Raw genomic sequence first — 16,431 nt, 5'->3', positions numbered from 1 at the left:
CCCACAGTTCCACCTCCAGCAACTAAAAGAAACAGCCAACAGGAGATCCAAAAATGTCCTATTCAGCACCGGAGCCCGGTCCCGTAAACCCGCCGGAGCCCCAGCAGCCATACACCCAACAGCCCCACGCCGGACAGCCGACCGCGGTCCTGCAGGCCACCGGACAGGAACCCACTGGACAGGGTTGGGGCCAACCCCAGACGCCGGAGCCGTTCGTGCCCAAGAAGCGCTTCAAGATGGGTCGCCTGACGCAGATCCTCCTTGCCGTGCTGCTGGTTGCCGTCGGGTTCTTTGCCGGCGTCGGCGTCACCAAGGCAATGGATGCGGGCCAGGCACGTCCCGGCCGCGGCCAGTTCCAGAACTTCAACGGCCAGGGCGGCCAAGGCCGCAACCGGCAGAGCGGCGCTCCCACCAACGGGGCATCGCCGAGCGCTGTCCCTTCAGCACCCGCCACCTCAGCGCCGTAACCACCCAAGCGCTCCGCAGCGACGTAACCGCCCAACTGACTCGCAGTTGTTGTCGTTTTGACGCCTCATAACGACAACAACTGCAGGGGCCCACGCCGCCCAGGGTTCCCTGGCCGAGCTTGCGAGGCGAGGGTGGCGGTGGGGATCAGTTGCTTTTCGCCAAAGGTTTCGCGGCACCTGCCAGCCACAGGGCAATCAGGATCGGCGCCCCGATGGCAAGCAGGGCCATGCGGATGCCGGTGTGGTCGCCCAGGTATCCCAGAAGCGGCGGCCCGGCCAGAAACGCCACATAACCGATTGTCGAGACCACCGAAACGCGTGCGGCTGCGTGTCTTGGATCGTCGGCAGCAGCGGACATGCCCATGGGGAAGGCCAAGGCTGCGCCGATACCCCAAAGGGCCGTGCCCACCCCGGCGAGGATGAGGTCGGCGGCGAAAACGAAGAGAGCCAAGCCCACTGCTGCGGCGGCCATGCTGACCCGGAGCACGCCTACACGTCCGAACCTGTCGATCGCGCGGCCGCCAAGGAAACGCATCAGGGTCATCGCGGCCACGAAGAGCGCAAACAATAGAGCACCCGTCGATTCGGATGTATTCAGGCCATCCACCGAGGCCTTGGCGATCCAGTCGTTCCCGGCGCCTTCCGTGAGGGTCGCTCCGAGCACCACCACGCCGATCAAGAGGGTGCGGGAGTCCCGCCAGGCCGACGGACCCTTGGCAGGGGGCGCGCCGCGGTCGGGCATTGTTCCCGTGGTTTCGTGGGGCATGAAGTAACGCGGCGCGGTCAGGGTCAGAACTACGACGACGGCGGCGATCACCAAAAGGTGCTCCGGAAGTCCAACCCCGATCTCGGAAAGCCACGCACCAATCAGCGCACCCGCAAAGGCGCCCCCGCTGAAAGCGGCGTGGAACTGCGGCATGATGGTTCGCCCGAGCCGGTGTTCGACGTCGGCCCCCTCAATGTTCTGGGACACGTCCCACAAGCCGATCCCGACGCCGAAGAAAAACAGGGCCACTGCGGTCGCCGCCACCGAACCGGCGATCAAGGAGAACGCGACAGCGGCTCCGGCTGAGGCGGCCAGCAGTCCGGCTGCGCGGACGGTATTGGCCGTTCCGATCCTGCCGACAACCCATCCCGCGGAGGGCAGCGCCACAAGGGACCCGACGGCGGTGCACAGCAGGAGGGTGCCCATCTGTCCGGACCTCAGGTGCAGGGTCTGGGTGACGGCGGGTATGCGGGCCGCCCAGCTGGCAAAGACCAGCCCGTTCATGCCGAAGACCAGGAAAGTGGCGATTGCTGCGGCTTTGACGTTTGGAGCGGTTCGGGTGCTGGTGGTCATACGGTCACAACTTCCACGGAGAGATTTTCAAGTAGGGTGCGTTCTTCAGTGCTTGGCTTCCGGTCCGTCACAATGACATCTACCGCGTCCATGGCTGCAACCAAAGCCACGGCCTGTGCATTCCATTTACTTCCCGTGCAGGCCACGATCACCCGGCCGGCCGATTCCAGCCCTGCCCGCTTAATCGCGGCGTCCTCGAGGTCGTGTGCCAATCATCCTTTGTGATCATATGGGAGCTTGGCGCGGGAACTTATGCGCAGAAATCGCCCTGTGTGCCGAACGGCTCAAACGCTCGCTCACTTTTGAGGCGTTTCAGGCGGACGCTCGCTCACTAGAGGTGAGCGAGCGTTCCGAAGAAGGGCACCAAAGGTGAGCGAGCGTTCCGAAAAAGGCGTCCAAAAGTGAGCGAGCGTCGGGGCTTGGAACCGGGGTCCGGGGCTAGCGCGCCCGCTCTACCCGGGATTCGTCCCAAACCGGCTCGGCGGACTCGTAGACTTTGCCGTCGGATCCGAAGACGAGGAAACGGTCGAAGGATTTCGCGAACCAGCGATCGTGCGTGACAGCCAGGACCGTACCTTCGAACGCGTCGATGGCACGCTCCAAGGCTTCGCCCGAGTGCAGGTCCAGGTTGTCCGTGGGTTCGTCCAGGAGCAGGAGCGTGGCGCCGGACAGCTGGAGGAGCAGGATCTGGAAGCGCGCCTGCTGCCCTCCGGAAAGCGACTCGTACTTCTGCTCTGCCGAGCCCACCAGCCCGTAGGAGTCGAGCGCGCCGGAGGCGGCTTCGCGGCCCAACCCGGAACGGTGTTCGTCGCCCCTGTGCAGGATGTCCAGGAGTGTCCGGCCCAGGAGGTCCGGACGGGAATGGGTCTGCGCGAAGAATCCCGGACGGATCCTCGCACCCAGCTTGACGGTGCCTTCGTGCGGAACTTCGGCGATCTCGACGTCGGAAACGGGCAAGTGCTCCCGCTCCGGGTCGGTGCCGCCGGCGGCTAGGAGCCGCAGGAAGTGGCTCTTGCCTGAGCCGTTGGAGCCGAGCACGCCCACGCGGTCGCCGAACCAGATTTCGGTGGAGAACGGCTTCATGAGGCCCGTGAGTTCAAGCTTTTCAGCCACCACGGCGCGTTTGGCCGTGCGGCCTCCCTTGAGGCGCATGTGCACGTTCTGCTCCAGCGGCAGGGCTTCGGGCGGTCCGGCTTCCAGGAACTTGGCAAGCCGCGTCTGGGCGGCCTGGTACTTGTTGGCCATGTCCGAACGGAATGCGGCCTTGGTCTTGTACATGATGACGAGTTCCTTGAGCTTCAGGTGCTCCTCGTCCCAGCGCTTGCGGAGTTCCTCGAAGCGCGCGTTGCGGTCGATACGCGCGTCCACATAGGTGCCGAAACCGCCACCGTGCACCCAGGCGCCGGCGCCGTTGATGCCGGGTTCAAGCGTCACAATGCGGCCGGCGGCGTTGTTGAGCAGCTCGCGGTCGTGGCTGATGAAGAAGACCGTCTTCTTGGATTCGTTGAGCTTGCTTTCGAGCCAACGCTTGCCCGGAACATCGAGGTAGTTGTCCGGTTCGTCGAGGAGCAGCAGCTGGTCCGGTCCCGAAAACAGCGCCTCCAGCACCAGCCGCTTCTGCTCGCCGCCTGAAAGGCTCGACGCCGGGCGGTGCTGTGCGCGGTCAAAGGGGATGCCGAGAGCGGCCATGCAGACCTCGTCCCAGACGGTCTCGACGTCGTACCCTCCGGCGTCTCCCCAGTCCACGATCGCTTGGGCGTACCGCATCTGGGTGGGCTCGTCGTCGTGCTCCATCATGGCGAGCTCGGCGTCCTCGACCGCCTTCGCGGCCGCGGCGAGGGCCGGCGGCGCAGCGGAAACGAGCAGGTCGCGCACGGTGGATTCATCGCGGACCTGCCCGACGAACTGCCGCATGATGCCCATGGTGCCCGAACGGCCCACCACTCCTTCGTCAGGCGTGAGATCGCCGGCGATGATCTTGAACAGGGTGGTCTTTCCCGTTCCGTTGGGCCCGATCAGGGCTGTTTTGCTGCCGTCCGGGACCTTGAAGGTCACGCCGTTGAGCAGTTGGGTGCCGTCGGAGAGGAAGTAGTCGATGCCTGAAACGTCAATATGGGCCACTGCCCAATCTTCCCACGGACCGCGGGGGACTCCTTAGTCGCCGCCCTTCCGGTAGGGCTGTTCGCTGGCGGCACGGAGAACCGCGTCCCGGCTGCTTACTTGTCCCGGGCGGCGACCCCTGCTCACACCGGTTTCCGGTTCATTGCGGGCTTCCGGCGCGCAAAGTCCGGGGCGTGCTCCGGCCGCGGCCCGAAGGCGATCATGAGGGCTGGAAGTTTTCCGAACCAGGGAGCGTGGCGGAGGACAAAGACCACGGGAGCCGGCGGGCCCACCAACTGCCCTTTCACTGCCGGGCCGAAGACCGCCTTCTGGATGAGGAGCTGCACATTCTGGATCACCACGGTGGGGAACCAGCGCCTCTTCTGCACCGAAGCGAGATCCGCCTCGCCAAGGGTGCCCTGAAGCAACGGACGGGCGATGCGCTGGGCCGCGGCCACGGCGTCCTGGATGGCCAGGTTGATTCCGACACCGCCTGCGGGAGACATGGCGTGGGCGGCATCTCCGATGAGGAGGAGGCCCGGTTTGTGCCATGGCTTGATCCGGTTGAGCTTCACATCGAGCAAATGGAGATCGTCCATGGATCTGATTTCATCCACGCGGTCCGCCAGATCCGGGCGGATGCGGGCCACGCGGGCACGGAAGCTCTCGACCCCCTCGGAACGCATCTGCGGGTCCTTGCCCTTCTCCGCGATGTAGCCGATCTGGTAGAAGTCCTTGCGGGTCAGGCTGAGGAGCACATCGGTGCCGGAGAAGCGGGGCATGATCGAGGCCAATTGTCCCTGTTCGTCCGCGCCCCGGGAGAGCCTGAACCACCACGTGTCAAAGGGCACGGGGAACTCGCGGGGGACCAGTCCTGCCTTCTGCCGGAGCACCGAACTACGGCCGTCGCATGCCACCGTCAACATCGCTCGAAGCTCCCCGGTCCCGGTTTCCTCTCCCGACGCCGCGTCCCGGGTGCGGTACGCCACCCCGGCGACCTTCCCGCCGTCGTCGTACAACAAGCCTGTGGCCTCCGTGTTCATCCGGAGCGTGAACTGCGGCTCTTGCTGTGCGGCGTCCACCAGGAAGTTCAAAAGGTCCCACTGCGGCACCATGGCTACGTAATCGTAGGGTGGCTTGAGGCGATCGAAGTCCACCAGGGTCACTTCCTTGCCCCGCGCGGGGAGTTTGAAATTGCCGAGCTTGCTTTGCGGCAAGGCCCGGAATCCCTCGCCCAGCCCGAGTTCATCCAGGAGTCGGATGGTGGAGGCATGGACGGTGTCGCCGCGGAAGTCGCGCAGGAAGTCGGCATGCTTTTCGAGGACGGTGACCTCGACGCCGGCCCTGGCCAGCAGCAGTCCGAGCATCACCCCGGCCGGACCCCCGCCCACGATGACGCATGTGGTGGTATCAGGCTGGTCCATGGCCGCTCCCGCGAGATGCAACTAATTCAACAAGCGATGAATTAAGTGTGCCCCCGTCGGGAAATGGTGTCCAGAGGGCGCCCATCCCCCTGCGACGCTCGCTCACATATATCGCCCTTTCCGGCGACGCTCGCTCACATATCGTGCCGAAATACTGCGGGCGTCAGCCGGCCGCGGTCAGGAACGACTTGAGCAGGGGACCGCTGGTTGTCGCGCCGAGCCCGCCGTCTTCCACGAACACTGCCACGGCCAGGTCTCCGTGCACTGCAACGATCCAGGCGTGCGTCTTGGGCGGGTTGTCGTTTCCGAATTCGGCCGTCCCGGTCTTGGCGCCAACGGGCGGCCCCGGCACCGACGCGAGGAAACCGGCGTGACCGGAGGTCACCACGGCCCTCATCATGTCGCCCAGCGCGGCTGCCTCCGCCGGGGTAACCGGCTTGTCGGACGCTGGGGCCGCGGGAGACGCTGGCGCGGCTGAGGAGGACGACGACGGCGCGCCGGACGCCGTCGGGGTGGCACCCGCGGAGGGTGGGACTACGCCGGGGTTCAGAACGAGTTGGGGCGACACGGGCGCGCCGTGGGCTACCGAGGCAGCCATGATGGCCGCGGCGAGCGGGGAAAGCAGCACCTTGCCTTGGCCGATCATCGAAGCTGCATGCTCGGTGCCGTCAGCGTTTCCCGGTACCGAGCCCAGGAAGGCGTCGGCCCCCAGCTTCGGGGCTTGGACTGCCAACCCCAATGAAGTTGCCGCAGATTCGAGCTGGGCCTGGCTGACCTTGTCCCGGGAACTGATGAAGGCAGTGTTACACGAATGCGCAAAAGCGTCCCGCAATGCAACAGAGCCGAGCGAGGACTCCGGATAACCTTCCGCGTTCTTGAAGGTGCGGCCGTCCACCGTAATGGTCGGCGTGCATTCAACCTTGGAATCCGGCGTCATTCCATTGCGGATCAAGGCGAGGGAATCAACGATCTTGAACGTGGAACCCGGCGCGTACTGGCCCAGCATTGCCGTGTTGTAGCCGTTGCTTCCAGGGCCGGAGGCCGCCGCGAGGACGGCGCCGGTGGAGGGGCGGAGCGCCACAATGGCCGAAGCCGGCCCAACGCCCGCCAAGGTGTCTTCGGCGAGCTGCTGCAGACGCGGATCCAAGGTGGTCTTCAACGGATCGCCGGGCTTCGTACCGACCGAAAAAAGGACCCGGCGGGGGTCCGGTTTGGCTGCCTTGATCTGGTCGTCGGTCATGCCTGGCGGCCGGACCTTGATGGAGACACCATCCTGGCCGCGCAGCTGGCTGTCGTATTGTTCCTCTAGGCCGCCGGTCCCGACGACGTCTCCGGCCTTAAGGGAACCCCCGGCCTTTTGGATCTGTTCGGCGCTTGCCTCGGCGACAGTACCCAACACAGCACGGGCGAAGGTGCGTGTCGGTGCCAAAGGCAGGGAATCGGGAATGCCGCGGGCGCCCGGAATCGCAGCAATCTGCTGGTCCGTGATCGTCCGCCCGTCCTGACGCAAGGTGATGGCGCTGACGAAAGCCTGTGGTCCGGACGCCTGGACCTGTTTCACATACGCGGCTTCGTCCACGCCGACCAGTTGCGCGAGCTTCGCCGCCGAAGCTGCAGGATCCGCGGATCCGATCATGGTCTTGTCGATGCCGACGTAAACCACGGGACGGTAACTGATCAATTTAGCGTCCCCAGCACCAAGGATTTCTGCCCTGGCCGGAGGAGTGACCGTTTTGTCCAGGACTTCGCCGTCCTTCAGGTCCGGCTCCAGGAGCGCCGGACTCCATTGGACGGCCCATTTGTCGCCGGATTTCTTCAGTGCGGCCTGGGAGGTGTATTTCCACTCCGCAGTTCCGATCCTCCACGTGAAGTTGAGCGGGACCGACGCTTTGTCGCCGTCGAGCTTCACCGCGCCGCTTTCAACGGAAGGCTTGGCAGGATCGAGGGCCGCAAATACCGACTTGAGTTGCTCATTTGCCGCCGCGGCATCCTTGCCGTCAACGGCGAGCGATCCGACGTCGAGTGCTGCGAGGGATGAGGCGAGCTGCTTGGCAGCGCCCTCCGCTCCCGAGCGGCCGTCATCACAAGCCGACAGCGAGCCGGCAATCAGCAGGGCGGCAAGCCCCAGGACAAGATTCTTGGTTCTCCCCATTTGCGCCATTATGCCTTCTTGGGCCGACATGGATGATACAAATCACAGCACGTTGCGCTTTTGTGATGGTTCCGGCGTTCAGTGACGCGCGAACTTATTGGCTCCGGATGATCCTGCGCTGGGTGGCCACCGCGATGGCCGCCGTCCGGTTATCGACACCTAGCTTGCCGTAAATGTGCACCAAATGGGTCTTGACCGTGGCCTCGGAAATGAAGAGTTGCTTCGCCATCGCACGGTTGCTCATCCCGGTGGCGAGGAGCTCTACGAGTTGGACTTCACGCGCACTCAGGGCGTGCACCGGATTCCGGATCCGTCCCATGAGCCGCGCGGCGACCTCGGGTGCAAGGGCCGTCTGACCCGCTGCGGCAGATACGACGGCCTGCCGGATTTGTTCCGGTGGCGCGTCTTTGAGCATGTATCCGCTGGCACCGGCTTCTACCGCGGCGAGGATGTCGGCGTCGTTGTCGTACGTCGTCAGTACCAGGACCGGCGGCGGGGGAGTTCCGGCTTCACCGGCTTTGATCTTGCCGGTGGCGGTGACGCCGTCCATCCCCGGACCCATTTGCAAGTCCATGAGGACCACGTCCACGGGTTCGCCGAGGGTGTGGAGCTTCGACAGTTCGGCCAATGCGGCGCCGCCGTCGGCCGCTTCCGCCACGACTTGGACTCCTTCGAAGTCGGCAAGCATGGCCCGGAGTCCCGCACGGACCACGGGATGGTCATCAACGAGCAAGACCCTGATGTTGTTGTTCATGGCGACGCCACCGAAGCCGGGCTGCCAGTACCCAGCGGCAGCCGGATTGCCACCACTGTCCCCTCTCCGGGAGCCGACTCGACGTCGAGCGTTCCATTCAGGGCAGCGAGCCGCTCGCGCAGGCTTTTGAGCCCGACGCCGGTTCCGTCACCGCGTGTTGCCGCAGCAGCGGCCGCTGCGGGATCGAAGCCCGCACCGTCGTCGAACACGTCCATGGTCACTTCGGCGTCCAGGAAGGACAGGGTGACGACGGCGGTGCTCGCCTGGGCGTGCGCCCACACGTTCGCCAGGGAAGACTGAGCCGCGCGCAACAACGTGGTCTGGTAAGGGCTGGGAAGCGCCACCGGCGCCCCCTGGAGCTCGAAGCGGCAACGCAACGTGGCCCCGCGTGCGGCGGCCTCGGCCTCGGTCTTGGTGCACAGGCGCCGGAGTGTGTCTGCCAGCCCGGACTCGGCCAGCTCCGGTGACCCGAGTCCGCGGACAAAATTGCGGGCCTCCGCCAGGTTGCCGGCTGCGGTCTCCCGGACTGTCCGGAGGCGGTCGCGGGCCGCGGCGTTGTCACCGGCGTCGAGGGCCTTCTCCGCCGAGCGCCCCATCAGGACGATGCTTGAGAATCCCTGCGCCAGGGTGTCGTGGATTTCGCGGGCGAGTCTTTCGCGCTCGGCCAGCACACCGGCTTCGTGCTGGCTGCGCGACAACTCGGCCCGGGTGCGGCGCAATTCCTCAGCGGCGAGTCGTTGGTTCTCCGCCTCGACGTACAGCGCCCGATACGCCAGGCCGGTGACAACCGCGAAGGCGGCGCCGAAAACAGGCCCGAGGACCATGGCAAGTTGCAAGGCATCCGCCCCGGCACCACGGTTATGGAACCACATGGCCGCGACCAGGAGTGCGGTGCTGGCCGCTATGGCGGGCAGGGCGAAACGTCGCGGGAGGATATGCAGTTGCAGGAAGAACAACGGGAAAGCTATCCAAGCGAAGTCCGGACTGATGAGCATGAGCAACAGCCACAGGATACCGACGACGGCGAGCCACCAGCGCGCGTAAGGCCGCGGATCGAAGCGCTCAGGATTGCCGGCGTGCCTTTTTTCGAGAACCGTCCCCGCGAGATAGACACCAGCCAGTAGCAGCGCAAGACCGAGGCCGGCCCCGGTGGCGAACGGGGAAAGTCCCGCGACCGCAAGCCTGATGACCGCCACCAACAGAAGCACCGCAAAACCGACGTGCAAGCTGACGCGCAAGACGCGCAAAATCACGGCGGAGCCACTGGGCTGCGCGGTCTCTTTGGGCTGCGCAGTGGCTTTGGGCTGCGCAGTGGCTTGCCGTGAATCGTCTCCTTGCATGCCCTCCAGCGTAGCCTCGCCCGCCGACACTTTTGCCCCGATTCCGCGCCATCCGGGCCCAATCAACCAAACGGTTGATCCGCGGGTCAACCAAGGCGATCGGATGAGTCCATCCAGTTCCCGATGCTTCACGCGCCGACTACCCGGACAGTTGAAACAGGACCAGAAGACCGCCTCCGAACCAAAGGAATTCCATGTTTCTCGCCCTGCGCGACATCCGCTTCGCCAAAGGCCGCTTCGCCCTCATGGGAAGCGTCGTCGCCCTCATCACACTCCTCCTCGTCATGCTCTCCGGGCTTACCGCGGGCCTCGGCAATCAGTCGACGTCGGCCATCGCGAGCCTCCCGGCGCAGCAAATCGCCTTCGGCGCGCCCGCTGGGGGCCAGGCCAAGGCGTCTTATACGGAATCGGAAGTCTCCAAGCAACAGCTCGAGGCTTGGCGGAACCGGCCGGGTGTTGCTTCTGCCGAAGCCATGGGTATCAGCCAGACGCGGTTCCAGTCCTTGGATTCCTCCAATAATGCTTCGGGCACTGCAAACGTCGCGGTCTTCGGGGCCGACGGCGGCATCTCGCCTGTGGCGGTCAAGGAAGGCGGGGTGGTGGTCGGAGAGTCCTTGGCGAAGGAACTCTCGCTGCGTACCGGGAGCCGGGTGACCGTGGGCGGTACCGTCCTGACGATTTCCGCCGTCACTCAGGATGAGTGGTACTCCCACACAGGAGTCGTCTGGACCTCCCTGGCTACATGGCAGAAACTCGCACATATTCCTGCCGGGGCATCCATCGGAACGGTTCTCACGATCACGTACGAAGCCGGCGCCTCAGTGGACCCCGACGCCGCAAATGCGGCGGCCGGCACTGTCAGCGCCACCCCGAGTGGCTCGTTCCAGGCCCTCGGCTCCTACAAGAGCGAAAACGGCTCCCTCATGATGATGCAGGCTTTCCTCTACGGCATCTCGGCCCTTGTCATCGTGGCCTTCCTGACCGTCTGGACCGTTCAGCGCACGCGCGACATTGCAGTGCTCAAGGCCATGGGTGCCTCGTCCGGTTACGTCGTGCGGGACGCGCTGGTCCAAGCGGGAATCGTCTTGCTCGCCGGGGCGGGGCTGGGTGGCGGCCTTGGCGTGCTGGGCGGCTTCTTCGCTTCCAAGGCTGCCCCGTTCCTAGTAACTCCGCTGACTACGCTCGTCCCGATTGCCGGCATCGTGATCCTCGGGATTGGCGGTGCAGCGGTTGCCGTACGCAGCATCACCCGAGTGGATCCGCTGATCGCCCTCGGCGGCAACTAGGTCATCTCCGCACACTTAATATTCCACGAAAGGAATATCAATGAATCCCGTACTCAACCTGGTCAACGTCACCCTGGAGTACCCGGACGGTGACTCCACCCTCAAGGCCCTGGACGCCGTGGATCTCCGCGTGGACGCCGGCGAATTCTTTTCGCTCGTGGGGCCGTCCGGCTCAGGGAAGTCCTCGCTCCTGGCCGTGGCGGCAACATTGGTCCGGCCGAGTTCCGGGCTCGTCATCATCGACGGCATGGATGCCGCCGGACTCAAGGACACCGAACTGACTTCCCTGCGCCGGGAAAAAGTGGGCATCATCTTCCAGCAACCCAATCTCCTGCCGTCACTGACGGCCGTCGAGCAGTTGATCATCGGCGATCACTTCCGGGGGAAGCCCGCAGCCAAGGCGCGCAAGCGCGCCACGGAACTACTCGACGTCGTTGGGCTCGGGCCTTCGCTCAACAAGCGGCCGCACCAGCTCTCCGGGGGCCAGCGGCAGCGCGTGAACATCGCGAGGGCGCTCATGGGACAGCCCCGGGTGCTGCTCGTCGACGAGCCGACGGCAGCTTTGGATCACGAGCGCAGCGAATCGATCGTGCGGTTGCTGCGACGGGTCACGGACGAATTCGCGACAGCGACAGTCATGGTCACGCACGACACCGAGTTCCTGCCGCTCACAGACTCCGTCGCCAACATGCGGGACGGCCGCCTCGGGGTGGGCGTGCAACAGCCCAACTCCGGAAGGATCAGCCCCCTATGACCGCCTCGTCCTGGGCATCGTCATAGGCATCGCGGGCCTTGAGGATGCTGGGCACGTGGTCCTCCGCCCAGAGACGCAAAAGGGTCAGCGGCTCGAGCAAGGAAGCTCCAAGCTCGGTCAGTTCATAGTCGACGCGCGGGGGCACCTGCGCGTGGACAGTCCGGGTGATGAGACCGTCGCGCTCCAGGGTGCGAAGAGTCTGCGTGAGCACCTTTGGCGTCACCACGTGGACCATCTTGCGAAGCTCCGAGAATCGGATGGGGCCGTCTGCGAGGACCTGGACCACCAACGAGGCCCACTTGTCACCGATTCGCTGAAAGATGACCCTCGACGGGCAATCCGGGTCGAGGATGTTCGCTGGCAGCTGCTTGGTATCCATGCGGTAACTAAGTTCCTTTGAAGCTATCAGTATCAATTAGATACCGTTTTGGTATTGCAAGGATAGCAACCCAAGGAGAGTCATGAAAATCGCAGTGTACGGCGCAACTGGCATGGTCGGAAGCCAGATCGTCAACGAATCCCTCGCCCGCGGCCACGAAGTCACCGCCATCTCCCGCAAGGGTTCAGAGGTTGCCGGAGCGAAGGCCCTCGCCGCCGATCAAGCGGATGGCCAGAGTTTCGCGGCGATCGCCAAAGCGCACGACGCCGTCATTCTCGCCACCGGCCCGAGCCGCACCGGCGGCGACCACGGAGAATGGCTTGCGGCAATGGACACCGCCTACACCAACGCCGAAGGCACGCGCCTCATGATCGTCGGCGGCGCAGGTACGCTGGAGATCGACGGCGTCCGCCTCCTCGATTCGCCCGACTTCCCTGAGGTCTACAGGGCCGAGGCAACCACGGCGGCCGCGGCTTTCGCCGCCGTCAAAGAAGCTCCCGAGAACCTGGACTGGACCGTACTCGCACCCGCGCCCGTCATCCAGCCCGGTGAGCGCACGGGAATCTACTCCATTGCCAACGATTCTCCAGCGGGCGACACCATCTCCACCCAGGACTACGCCGTCGCCATGCTGGACGAAATCGAAAGCCCGGCCCATCGCCGCGCCCGCTTCACGGCAGCCAACTAGGCCGACGCCCGCTCACATATGACGGCCCATTTGCCGACGCCCGAGCGATCCGTCGGTTCGGCACATACGTGAGCGAGCGTCGGCGGAAAGCGGCACATAGGTGAGCGAGCGTCGGGGAAAACCGGCACATACGTGAGCGAGCGTCGGGGGTTAGGTGTCCAGGCCGAGCCCGGGTAACCGCAGTCCGAAGATGTCCTTCAAGGCATATTTGGCAGCGTGGTACGCGGGCATTCCTGTCACTCCTGGCCCTGGGGGCGTGGACGATGAGCACAGGTATACGCCCGGAAGCGGCGTCCGCCACGGTACGGGCGATAGCACGGGACGCTGCAGCAGCCCTCGAACGTCCATGATCCCCGCGCTGAAATCGCCGCCCTGATAGTTGGCGTTATAGTCGGCCAGGCCTGCCGCCGTCGTCGTTTTCCAGCCCACCACCACGTCGCGGAATCCCGGCGCGAATTCCTCGATCCTGGAGATGACCGCTCCGGCCATGTCCACGGTCGATCCTTTGGGAACGTGGCAATAGGACCAGAGAATGTGCCGCCCCGCGGGAGCGCGCCCGGGATCCACAATGGATGGCTGGGCCACCAGGACGTAGGGCTTCTCGGGATGCCTGCCTGCAGCTACCAGGTTTTCGGCCTCGGCCATGACGGCACGCGTGCCGCCCACGTGCACGGTCCCGGCGCCGGCCAGTCCCGGAGCTGCCCAGGGCACCGGCCCGGACAGGATGAAATCCACTTTGCACGCTGCATTCCCGAAACGGAATGTTTCCAGCGACCGCCTATAGCGATCGGGAAGCGCCGTACCCGCCATACGCAGCAGTCCAGGCGGTGCAACGTCCAGCAGGATCGCCTTCGCGGGACGCAGCTCCTCCAGGGAATCGATCTGCACGCCGGTCTCAATCACCCCGCCGTGGGCTTCGATATCCCGGACCATGGCATCCGCTAAGGCCGCAGAGCCCCCAACCGGAATGGGCCACCCGCCGGCATGCGCCAACGCACCCAGGAGGAGTCCAGCCCCCGCCGCAGCGAGCGAAGGCAGGGGAGCCACAGCGTGTGCCGCGACCCCCGTCAGGAGCGCGGGAGCCGCATCCCCGGTGAACCGCCGGTTCCACCACGGCGAACCCTGCTCCAGGGTCGCCAACCCCAGTCGTAACGCCGTCACCGGATCCGCCGGCATCCGCATGAGCTGGTTCTGCGTCACGTCCAGCACTCCGCCGATCCGCTCCACCAGCGGTCCCATCAAGCGGACAAACGCAGCTCCGTCAGTCCCCAGTTCAGAAGCGGTCCGCTCCAGCGAGCGATACGCCAGGGCCGCCCTGCCGCCGTCGAGCGGAGTTCCGTATTGGACGTCCGGCAAACGCAGCTCCACGCGCCGCTCGAGCTCGAAATCCCGGAAGAAACGCGAAGCCAAGGCCATCGGATGGACCGCGGAACACACGTCGTAGGCGTGCCCGGGTTCCAGCAGTTCAGCTGTCCGAGTTCCCCCACCGACCGTCTCGGCGGCCTCGTACACCCGCACAGCCAGGCCCGCGCGGGCCATGACTACTGCGGCGGCCAAGCCGTTCGGTCCGGAGCCGACGACGGCGACCTCAGCCATCGCGTTCGGCCTCGCCGTGCCTGGAGGGCACTGAGTCCTGGGAAGGATTGGGGGTGGCGAGCCTGGATTGAGCGTCGAGGCCGGACTGTTCCTCCACGGAGTTCGAGGCAACGCGCCGCCAGGGCAGCACTGATGCCGCCGGACTCTTGAGGTCTATCCGGAACCAATCCTTGGCCCCGTTGAACACACCACCGTGAGGGTCGTCCGCACCCTGGACCCGAAGGGGATCCAGCCGGGGCTCCCAGATGTCCCACGCAACCCGCAACATCAAATATGCCGTTGCAGCCATATGTAGCATTACCGCCATGACGTAGTACGGCATATCGATGTTGTTCTGTGCGGCCCCGCCGCTGGTCGTCTGGCCCAGATACATCCACGTAGCGGTCCAATGCAATGCCTCTGCGGCCTGCCAGAGCAGGAAGTCGCGCCAGCGGGGCCTGGCCAAAGCGAGCAACGGTACTAGCCAGAGCACATATTGGGGGGAATAGACCTTATTGCTCAGGATGAAGGCCGCCACAATCAGGAACGTCAATTGTGCCAGCCGCGGGCGCCGTGGCGCCGTCAATGCCAATCCAGCAATCAAAACGCAGGCAACGAGGAACATGTCCATCGCCAAGGCATTGATGGCTTCGGGGCCCAGCTGGACAAGTTGAAGCCGTTCCGCAACGAGGTTGTAGGCGAACCACGGCGAGCTGTATCCAGCGGGGCGATCACGGGTGTAGTCGAAAAAGTAGCGCCAACCTGACGGGTTGACGGCTGCGACCGGGATATTGACCGCCAGCCAGGCTGCCGTGGCGGACAGGGTGGTCACAAAGAGGACCCGCAGCCGGCCGCTGCGTAGCGCGAGTAGAAAGACTGCGCCCAGTATGAGCAGCGGGTAGAGCTTGGTGGCCGTCCCCAAACCGATGAACAGGCCGGCCAGGGCGGGACGTTCCTTTGCGAAAAAGTACATCCCCACCGCGAGCAGGGCCACGGCCCACATGTCCCAATTGATGACTCCCGCCAGCACAATTCCAGGCGCCAGCGCAACCATGGCAGCGTCCCAAGGCCGGCGCCGATCGATGCGCGCTGTGGCCAGAACCACCACGATCCACATGGCCGCAATCAGGGTGGCATTTACATCGAAATAGCCAAGGATCCGTTCGGGGCTGGCGCCGTGCCCTGGTACGAGCCATGCAGTGACACCCACTATGAGCCCCGTGATCACGGGATATTCGAAGAGGGTTTTCTGGTCGAAGAGCGGAAACACTCCATCCGCAAGGCCGCGGCTGCTGAAAAGTTCAGGGAAGTCCGAATAGCACGTGGCGTAGAACTGCTGGGGGGTGTGCCAGCCGTTGACGCGGCAATAGCCCTTGATCATGATCGACAGGAGTGCCGCAACGATCGTGAGGATGATCAGGACCCGTTCAACCGTGAAGAACCCCGGAGAGACGACCCCGGGGGAGGACCGCCGCCCGAGGGGTCCTCCGATCAATTCGGTGAAGTTCCTGAGCAAGGAATCACTACGGCTGGGAACCACAAAGCGGGCACGCTTTTCCTCGCTGTGCGGCTTCGTCTCCTGCATGGAATCGAGCTTACCTTCAGGCGCGGCGGACAGGTTCCAGGAGAAAAGGCGGAAGCCCACGCATTGCCGCGTGGGCTTCCGGGGCGAACGGTCCGATGTGTGCCATCAGTCCCTCCTGAAGTGCAGTGGCGGGGACACTCAGCGGATGATGCCCATTTGGTGCAGGACGACGTAGACGTCTTCCCGGCGTTGGTCCAGCAGTTGTCCGTTGAAGAGGGTCTTGTCTTTGACGACCGGCTTGCTGTTGAAGACCATCAGGTCCTTGAGGCGCTTGGCCAAGGGTTCACCTCCTTTCATCATTGAAGAGAATTGCCGGAATTCGGGCATGACAATTAAGCCCCCTGAATTCGAAAAAAGCAGGGGCGGAATTAGGCGCGTGAATGCCGGGCAATGAAGGGTGGATTAAGCGGATTTTCCGAACACCGTGTGAGTACCGGAGCATCGAGTTCCAGTACGTGGTATCCAGGGGCAGGCGTCCCCAACAAGAAGCTGTTCCGAACTATGAGGAGACTGCGCACCACGTCGATCGCGTGATGCCGCTCAATGGCAGGCCCGACTCGGAGCCTGATTGCACCGTGAACCGCCCCA

Annotated in this window: 15 protein-coding genes; 4 read left to right on the top strand and 11 right to left on the bottom strand. The window is 64.7% G+C overall.

Annotation, left to right across the window (positions count from 1 at the left end; translation table 11 throughout):
• Window positions 1–53: 53 nt before the first annotated feature.
• Window positions 54–467 carry a hypothetical protein gene (locus AB0O52_RS14725; protein ID WP_364538753.1) on the top strand — a complete coding sequence of 138 codons (414 nt, stop codon included), beginning with the start codon at window positions 54–56 and terminating at the stop codon, window positions 465–467.
• Window positions 468–612: 145 nt separating this feature from the next.
• Here AB0O52_RS14725 and AB0O52_RS14720 read toward each other — a convergent pair whose 3' ends face one another.
• The 7 genes from AB0O52_RS14720 to AB0O52_RS14690 all read right to left on the bottom strand — a co-directional run bounded on the left by AB0O52_RS14720 (window position 613) and on the right by AB0O52_RS14690 (window position 9,576).
• The gene (locus tag AB0O52_RS14720) at window positions 613–1,806 is read right to left on the bottom strand and encodes an MFS transporter (protein WP_364538751.1); all 1,194 of its coding nucleotides are present in this window, start codon (window positions 1,804–1,806) and stop codon (window positions 613–615) included.
• Window positions 1,803–2,018: a hypothetical protein gene (locus tag AB0O52_RS14715; protein WP_364538749.1), complete on the bottom strand. Its 216-nt coding sequence runs from the start codon at window positions 2,016–2,018 to the stop codon at window positions 1,803–1,805. The genes AB0O52_RS14720 and AB0O52_RS14715 overlap by 4 nt, the downstream gene beginning before the upstream one ends.
• A gap of 226 nt (window positions 2,019–2,244) precedes the next feature.
• On the bottom strand, window positions 2,245–3,927 hold the full coding sequence (locus AB0O52_RS14710) for an ATP-binding cassette domain-containing protein (protein WP_364538747.1): 1,683 nt from the start codon (window positions 3,925–3,927) through the stop codon (window positions 2,245–2,247).
• Window positions 3,928–4,049: 122 nt separating this feature from the next.
• Window positions 4,050–5,330: an FAD-dependent oxidoreductase gene (locus AB0O52_RS14705; protein WP_364538745.1), complete on the bottom strand. Its 1,281-nt coding sequence runs from the start codon at window positions 5,328–5,330 to the stop codon at window positions 4,050–4,052.
• 163 nt (window positions 5,331–5,493) lie between these two features.
• Window positions 5,494–7,482 carry a penicillin-binding transpeptidase domain-containing protein gene (locus tag AB0O52_RS14700; protein ID WP_364538743.1) on the bottom strand — a complete coding sequence of 663 codons (1,989 nt, stop codon included), beginning with the start codon at window positions 7,480–7,482 and terminating at the stop codon, window positions 5,494–5,496.
• Between the two features lie 94 nt (window positions 7,483–7,576).
• Entirely contained in the window at window positions 7,577–8,236 is a 660-nt protein-coding gene (locus AB0O52_RS14695; RefSeq protein ID WP_364538741.1) for a response regulator transcription factor, read from the bottom strand.
• Window positions 8,233–9,576, bottom strand: coding sequence for a sensor histidine kinase (locus AB0O52_RS14690; RefSeq protein ID WP_364538739.1), 1,344 nt, complete (start codon window positions 9,574–9,576; stop codon window positions 8,233–8,235). Before AB0O52_RS14690 ends, AB0O52_RS14695 begins: the two co-directional genes overlap by 4 nt.
• A 194-nt stretch (window positions 9,577–9,770) precedes the next feature.
• On the opposite strand from AB0O52_RS14690, the gene AB0O52_RS14685 reads away from it, so the two are divergent.
• Complete coding sequence (locus tag AB0O52_RS14685) at window positions 9,771–10,862, top strand: FtsX-like permease family protein (protein WP_364538737.1); 1,092 nt, start codon at window positions 9,771–9,773, stop codon at window positions 10,860–10,862.
• 40 nt (window positions 10,863–10,902) lie between these two features.
• On the top strand, window positions 10,903–11,616 hold the full coding sequence (locus AB0O52_RS14680) for an ABC transporter ATP-binding protein (RefSeq protein WP_364538735.1): 714 nt from the start codon (window positions 10,903–10,905) through the stop codon (window positions 11,614–11,616).
• Here AB0O52_RS14680 and AB0O52_RS14675 read toward each other — a convergent pair.
• Window positions 11,603–11,995 carry a helix-turn-helix domain-containing protein gene (locus tag AB0O52_RS14675; protein WP_364538733.1) on the bottom strand — a complete coding sequence of 131 codons (393 nt, stop codon included), beginning with the start codon at window positions 11,993–11,995 and terminating at the stop codon, window positions 11,603–11,605. The genes AB0O52_RS14680 and AB0O52_RS14675 overlap by 14 nt on opposite strands.
• Before the next feature lie 82 nt (window positions 11,996–12,077).
• On the opposite strand from AB0O52_RS14675, the gene AB0O52_RS14670 reads away from it, so the two are divergent.
• Window positions 12,078–12,683: an NAD(P)H-binding protein gene (locus AB0O52_RS14670; RefSeq protein ID WP_364538731.1), complete on the top strand. Its 606-nt coding sequence runs from the start codon at window positions 12,078–12,080 to the stop codon at window positions 12,681–12,683.
• A gap of 150 nt (window positions 12,684–12,833) precedes the next feature.
• On the opposite strand, the gene AB0O52_RS14665 is transcribed toward AB0O52_RS14670, so the two are convergent.
• The 3 genes from AB0O52_RS14665 to AB0O52_RS14655 form a co-directional block, all read right to left on the bottom strand.
• On the bottom strand, window positions 12,834–14,279 hold the full coding sequence (locus AB0O52_RS14665) for an NAD(P)/FAD-dependent oxidoreductase (RefSeq protein WP_364538729.1): 1,446 nt from the start codon (window positions 14,277–14,279) through the stop codon (window positions 12,834–12,836).
• Window positions 14,272–15,843, bottom strand: a complete 1,572-nt coding sequence (locus AB0O52_RS14660) for a glycosyltransferase 87 family protein (RefSeq protein ID WP_364538727.1) — start codon at window positions 15,841–15,843, stop codon at window positions 14,272–14,274. The genes AB0O52_RS14665 and AB0O52_RS14660 overlap by 8 nt, the downstream gene beginning before the upstream one ends.
• A gap of 138 nt (window positions 15,844–15,981) precedes the next feature.
• Entirely contained in the window at window positions 15,982–16,122 is a 141-nt protein-coding gene (locus AB0O52_RS14655; protein WP_234752948.1) for a hypothetical protein, read from the bottom strand.
• Window positions 16,123–16,431: the final 309 nt, after the last annotated feature.

Source organism: Arthrobacter sp. NPDC080073, from assembly GCF_040686575.1.
GTDB lineage: Bacteria > Actinomycetota > Actinomycetes > Actinomycetales > Micrococcaceae > Arthrobacter.
The sequence above is the reverse complement of the archived record's forward strand: the minus strand, read 5'-3'. Positions and strand labels throughout refer to the sequence as shown.

Excerpts from the sequence above, each read along its gene's own strand:
- AB0O52_RS14680 (WP_364538735.1), top strand. The coding sequence starts at position 10,903 with ATGAATCCCGTACTCAACCTGGTCAACGTCACCCTGGAGTACCCGGAC.
- AB0O52_RS14720 (WP_364538751.1), bottom strand. The coding sequence starts at position 1,806 with ATGACCACCAGCACCCGAACCGCTCCAAACGTCAAAGCCGCAGCAATC.
- AB0O52_RS14660 (WP_364538727.1), bottom strand. The coding sequence starts at position 15,843 with ATGCAGGAGACGAAGCCGCACAGCGAGGAAAAGCGTGCCCGCTTTGTG.
- AB0O52_RS14665 (WP_364538729.1), bottom strand. The coding sequence starts at position 14,279 with ATGGCTGAGGTCGCCGTCGTCGGCTCCGGACCGAACGGCTTGGCCGCC.
- AB0O52_RS14675 (WP_364538733.1), bottom strand. The coding sequence starts at position 11,995 with ATGGATACCAAGCAGCTGCCAGCGAACATCCTCGACCCGGATTGCCCG.
- AB0O52_RS14725 (WP_364538753.1), top strand. The coding sequence starts at position 54 with ATGTCCTATTCAGCACCGGAGCCCGGTCCCGTAAACCCGCCGGAGCCC.
- AB0O52_RS14705 (WP_364538745.1), bottom strand. The coding sequence starts at position 5,330 with ATGGACCAGCCTGATACCACCACATGCGTCATCGTGGGCGGGGGTCCG.
- AB0O52_RS14690 (WP_364538739.1), bottom strand. The coding sequence starts at position 9,576 with ATGCAAGGAGACGATTCACGGCAAGCCACTGCGCAGCCCAAAGCCACT.
- AB0O52_RS14685 (WP_364538737.1), top strand. The coding sequence starts at position 9,771 with ATGTTTCTCGCCCTGCGCGACATCCGCTTCGCCAAAGGCCGCTTCGCC.
- AB0O52_RS14670 (WP_364538731.1), top strand. The coding sequence starts at position 12,078 with ATGAAAATCGCAGTGTACGGCGCAACTGGCATGGTCGGAAGCCAGATC.
- AB0O52_RS14695 (WP_364538741.1), bottom strand. The coding sequence starts at position 8,236 with ATGAACAACAACATCAGGGTCTTGCTCGTTGATGACCATCCCGTGGTC.
- AB0O52_RS14700 (WP_364538743.1), bottom strand. The coding sequence starts at position 7,482 with ATGGGGAGAACCAAGAATCTTGTCCTGGGGCTTGCCGCCCTGCTGATT.